This window comes from Desertibacillus haloalkaliphilus (genome assembly GCF_019039105.1).
Lineage (GTDB): Bacteria > Bacillota > Bacilli > Bacillales > KJ1-10-99 > Desertibacillus > Desertibacillus haloalkaliphilus.
Window position 1 is genome coordinate 1 of sequence record NZ_JAHPIV010000261.1, and the last position, 395, is coordinate 395.

Annotated in this window: 1 protein-coding gene; it reads right to left on the minus strand. The window is 49.1% G+C overall.

The genetic code is table 11. The features are described from left to right. Positions 1-395, minus strand: a 395-nt coding sequence (locus tag KH400_RS29915) for a hypothetical protein (protein ID WP_217228212.1), incomplete at both ends; no start/stop codon positions are given.

Consider the following 395-nt stretch of genomic DNA (forward strand, 5'->3'; position numbering starts at 1 on the left):
CTTTCTCTCCCCTCCTTTCCCCTTCCCCCTTTCTTCCCCTTCCTCCTTCTTTCTCCTTCCTTTTCCCCTCTTCCTCCCTTCTTCCTCCCCTTTCTTTCTTTTTTCCCCCTTTTCTTTCTTTTTTTTCCTTTCCCCCTCTCTCCTTTCTTTCTTCCTCCTCCCCTTTCTCCTCCCCCTTTTTCTCCTCCCTTTTTCCCTTTTTTTCCTCCCCCTTTCTCTCTTCCTTCCTCTTTTTCTCCTTTCCCCCTTCCTCCCCCCCTTCTTTCTCCTCCCTTTTCCCCCTCCTCTCTCCCTCTTCTCCTTTTTCCTCTCTCTTTCCCCTCTCTTTCCTCCCCTCCTTTCTTCTTTCCCCCTTCTTTCTCCTTTTCCTTTTTTCTTCCTCTCTCCCTTCTCTT